This is a genomic window from Avibacterium endocarditidis (genome assembly GCF_002921145.1).
Taxonomy (GTDB): Bacteria; Pseudomonadota; Gammaproteobacteria; order Enterobacterales; family Pasteurellaceae; genus Avibacterium; species Avibacterium endocarditidis.
The window spans coordinates 1-4,213 of record NZ_PQVI01000027.1 but is presented as its reverse complement, the minus strand read 5'-3'; the positions used below and the strand labels follow the sequence as shown (position 1 = coordinate 4,213).

4 protein-coding genes and 2 tRNA genes are annotated in these 4,213 nt (G+C 43.1%); all 6 read right to left on the bottom strand.

Going from position 1 to position 4,213, the window contains the following annotated elements:
- Positions 1-221 precede the first annotated feature (221 nt).
- Positions 222-297, bottom strand: a tRNA-Asn gene (locus tag C3Z13_RS02890).
- Between the two features lie 4 nt (positions 298-301).
- A tRNA-Phe gene (locus C3Z13_RS02885) sits at positions 302-377 on the bottom strand.
- A 156-nt stretch (positions 378-533) separates the two neighbouring features.
- A complete protein-coding gene (gene mltC, locus C3Z13_RS02880; protein WP_103854408.1) occupies positions 534-1,607 on the bottom strand; it encodes a membrane-bound lytic murein transglycosylase MltC in 1,074 nt (357 codons plus the stop codon).
- Entirely contained in the window at positions 1,558-1,884 is a 327-nt protein-coding gene (locus C3Z13_RS02875) for an oxidative damage protection protein (RefSeq protein WP_103854945.1), read from the bottom strand. Before C3Z13_RS02875 ends, mltC begins: the two co-directional genes overlap by 50 nt.
- Positions 1,884-3,002, bottom strand: coding sequence for an A/G-specific adenine glycosylase (mutY, locus tag C3Z13_RS02870; RefSeq protein ID WP_103854946.1), 1,119 nt, complete (start codon positions 3,000-3,002; stop codon positions 1,884-1,886). The genes C3Z13_RS02875 and mutY overlap by 1 nt, the downstream gene beginning before the upstream one ends.
- Positions 3,003-3,151: 149 nt before the next feature.
- Positions 3,152-4,213 (bottom strand): adenylosuccinate lyase (purB, locus tag C3Z13_RS02865; protein WP_103854944.1); only part of this gene is annotated, 1,062 nt, incomplete at its 5' end.

Sequence of the window (4,213 nt, the reverse complement as noted above, 5' to 3'; positions counted from 1 at the left end):
GGCGGGGTCGAACCGCCGACCTGTCCCTTAGGAGGGGACTGCTCTATCCTGCTAAGCTACACGTTCTTTTAAACTCCAGTTTGGCACAAATATGTAATGATGAAAAGCACAGAGTGAAAAAATAAAGTAAGGTGCAAATTCTGTTAATTTTTTAGTAAGAAAAGAGATAATAATGAGATATGAAAAAAGCCGCTAATTTTCATTAGCGGCTCTTAGGAATTTGGCTCCTCCTGCTGGACTTGAACCAGCGACATATGGATTAACAGTCCACCGTTCTACCGACTGAACTAAGGAGGAGTAGTGGTGCCTCGAGGCGGAATCGAACCACCGACACGGGGATTTTCAATCCCCTGCTCTACCGACTGAGCTATCGAGGCAACTCATCAGTGGTGCGTATTAAACGATTTTTACCGCGTTAAGTCAATCATTAATTTTAACTTTTTTACGTTTTTTTGTTTGTTTGAATATTTAACAAGCGAAACGCATAGAAATACGGCAAAAATCGCATAAAAAATCAAAACCACTTTTAATTTTTATCGTCTAACCCGATAACTTTTTTGTGCCTTATCCACCTTAATTAAATAATTTCTCGCTTGTGAAGATGGGTGTGCCGTGGTCAAAATTCGGTACACTTGCTCAGGATATAAGCGGTTGATTTGTTCAATCGCCATATCTTTATCTTCGTGGAACACACGCAACACCGCACCAGCCCCACTGTTATACGCAGAAATCATCGCAAAACGCTTAGACGTTGGGTTAGTAATACCATCTAAATATTTATTTTGTAATAGCCATAAATACGATGCGCCTGCATCAATATTTTTTTCAGGATCAAACAAATAGCTTTTTGACGGCTGACCACCACGTCCTTTCATTTGGAACACATCTCGCCCTGCCGTATGCGGTACCACTTGCATTAAGCCAATGGCATTAGCATAGCTAATCGCATAAGGGTTGAAGCTGGATTCCGTTTGCATAATGCCTAAAATCAAACTTTCATCAAGGTTGTAGCGTCTAGCGGCGCGGCGCACCATTGGTAGGTATTTTTGCGCACGCACGGCAACGTGGTTAGCAATCATTGGGATCACCACAAACTGCACCATTCTGCCGTTACTCAAGCGGCGTGTTTGCAATTTATTTTGCACCAGATAATCGGCAAAATTGCCCGCGATAAACTCGTTGGTAATTTGCTGCCCCGCATTATCCACCACTTGCCCCACTAAGAAAGGGCGAGAACTTATCGGCACATCGCCAGAGGCAAATAAATCAATGCCTTTCGCATCTGAGCCCATTAATAACGTATGCACGATAGCATTGTGCAGGCGGTTCAAATCTTGCTGTGTTTCAACCGTGATAACCCCTTCATCAAAGCTCACGTGGCTACGAGTGTAATAACTATCGGTGTATTTCACATAGTCTTTACGGCTTGCCACCAACAGCTCATTCACGCCCCAAATTTGATCGATATTATGGGAAAATTGCCCCGTCAAAATATCTAACCCCTGCGTATCTTTCGCAAAGGCTTCATCATAATTTATTCCTTTATGGCTTGAGCCACTACAAGCAAACAAAAAAGGAATAATCAAAGCAACAACATATTTCTTCATCATTCTTTTTCCGCTGGCGGAACACATAGCCTTCAATATGAACATCTTTACCTTCAAATAAGAAATTCACCATTTCTTGCTCTAATAATTGGCGATGTTCGGCATTCATCATATTAATTTTTCTCATTAACGAGCATTGTTGTTTTTTCATCCACTCGCCCCAAGCCTGTTTGCTGATATTATCAAAAATACGTTTGCCTAATTCGCCTGGATAAAGTTGAAAATCTAGCCCGTCCGCCTCTTGTTTTAAATAGGCACAAAATACCGTTCTTGCCATTATTCTTTTCCTTTTGCTAACTGTAATAAAAGATTTTTGACTGGCGTTGCCAGCCCAATTTGATCAGGATTTTGCGGATCATACCAATATTTGACCGCACTTTGTATAGAAGATTCATACTTGCCGTGATTTTCATTCACCTTTTTCCAATCTGAGCGATTAGCGTCCTCGCCGTGATATTCCTGTTTCACATAAATCGGGTGAATCATTAAGTGAAAATGGCTAAAGGTATGGCGAAAAGCTGGCCATTCCTGATAAAAATCCACGTTTTGACGAGCCAAATAAGCCAGTAAATCCAGCTTGCTGTCAAATTGTGGAAAACAATACAAACCGCCCCACAAGCCCGCATTTTCACGCTGTTCTAAGGCCACTTTACCTTGTCGCTGCCAAATCAAGAAATAACTTTGTCGTTCGGGTAAGGTTTTCTTTGGCTTCTTCGCGGGGTAATTCTGCCAATTTTGTTGCAAATTTGCACCGCACTTTGCAGATAACGGACAAAGCGCACATTTCGGCTTTGTGCGTGTACACACCATCGCCCCAATATCCATCATCGCTTGATTAAAATCTGCTACACGTTGTGTTGGCGTTACTTCTGCACTTAACTGCCAAAGCTGATTTTCCACTTTTTTCTCGCCCGCCCAGCCTTCAACCGTAAAATAACGGGATAACACGCGTTTCACATTGCCATCTAAAATAGGATAAGGGGCATTTAAGCAAGAGGATAGGATTGCCCCCGCCGTGCTTCGCCCAATGCCTTTTAACGCCTGCACTTGCTCAAATTCAGTGGGGAAATTGCCCTGATACTGATCGCGAATAATTTGTGCCGATTGGTGCAAATTTCTTGCCCGCGCGTAATAACCCAAGCCCGTCCACAAATGCAGCACTTCATCAAGGGGTGCATCGGCAAGATCAATGATGGTAGGAAAGCGTTGCATAAAGCGTTCAAAATAAGGAATCACCGTGGCAACTTGAGTTTGTTGCAACATTACCTCCGACAGCCAAACGCCATAAAGGGTTTTATTTTGCTGCCAAGGCAAATGTTTGCGTCCAAATTGATCGTACCAAGCCAGAACAGATTTTGCGAAAGGCGCAGTGGCGGAAGATTGAGCTAATAGCATAAATACAATAGATAAAAGAATGAAAAAATGAAGTGTATCATAGGCAAAATTTATCTTGCAAAAGAATTGCGAAAGGAAATGCCATAAGGGCAAAAACAAAAGTGCGGTGAAAAATTTAGAGATTTTCCACCGCACTTGTTTTTAGCCCATTAAAGTTTTTCCACTAACACCACCGCTGCGCCAATATAAGTGGCTGGGGTGAGTTGTTGTAAGCGCTGTTTTTCGTGCGCTGGAATGTCTAACTTCTCAATAAACTCACGCATTGCTTGCTCATCAACGCGTTTTCCGCGTGTCAGCTCTTTCAATTTTTCGTAAGGTTTTTCAATGCCATAACGGCGCATTACGGTTTGAATTGGCTCAGCCAACACTTCCCAGTTTTGGTTGAGTTCATCACGCAAGTGCTGTTCATTCACTTCAAGTTTGCTAATGCCTTTTCTGGTGGCGGCATAGGCGATTAGACAATAGCCCAAGCCCACGCCCAGATTACGCAACACGGTGGAATCCGTTAAATCACGCTGCCAGCGAGAAATTGGCAATTTCGCCCCTAAATGCCCCATTACCGCATTCGCAATGCCGAGATTTCCCTCTGAATTTTCAAAGTCAATCGGGTTCACTTTGTGCGGCATTGTGGATGAGCCAATTTCGCCCGCGATGGTGCGTTGTTTGAAGTGATTTAATGCGATGTAGCCCCAAAGATCACGGTCAAAATCAATAATAATGGTGTTGAAACGCGCAACGTTATCAAACAATTCGGCAATGTAATCGTGCGGCTCAATTTGCGTAGTGTAAGGGTTCCATTTAATGCCGAGCGAAGTAACAAATTCTTCGCTAAATTGATGCCAATCTACATCAGGATAGGCGGATAAATGGGCATTGTAGTTTCCTACAGCACCGTTGATTTTGCCAAGAATTTCAATCTCTTGTAGTTGTTTTAACTGACGTTTCAAGCGATATACCACATTCGCCATTTCTTTCCCAACGGTGGACGGAGAAGCCGGCTGTCCGTGGGTGCGCGAAAGCAATGGGATCGCTTTGTATTCGTGAGCGAGGCGCTCAATTTCAGCAATCAATTTCTGCCATTCAGGCAAAATCACTTCTTCGCGCGCCATTTTCAACATTAAGGCGTGGGAAAGGTTGTTAATATCTTCAGAAGTACAAGCAAAATGGATAAACTCACTCACTGCGGCTAATTCTTCAAGTGCGGTGGTTTT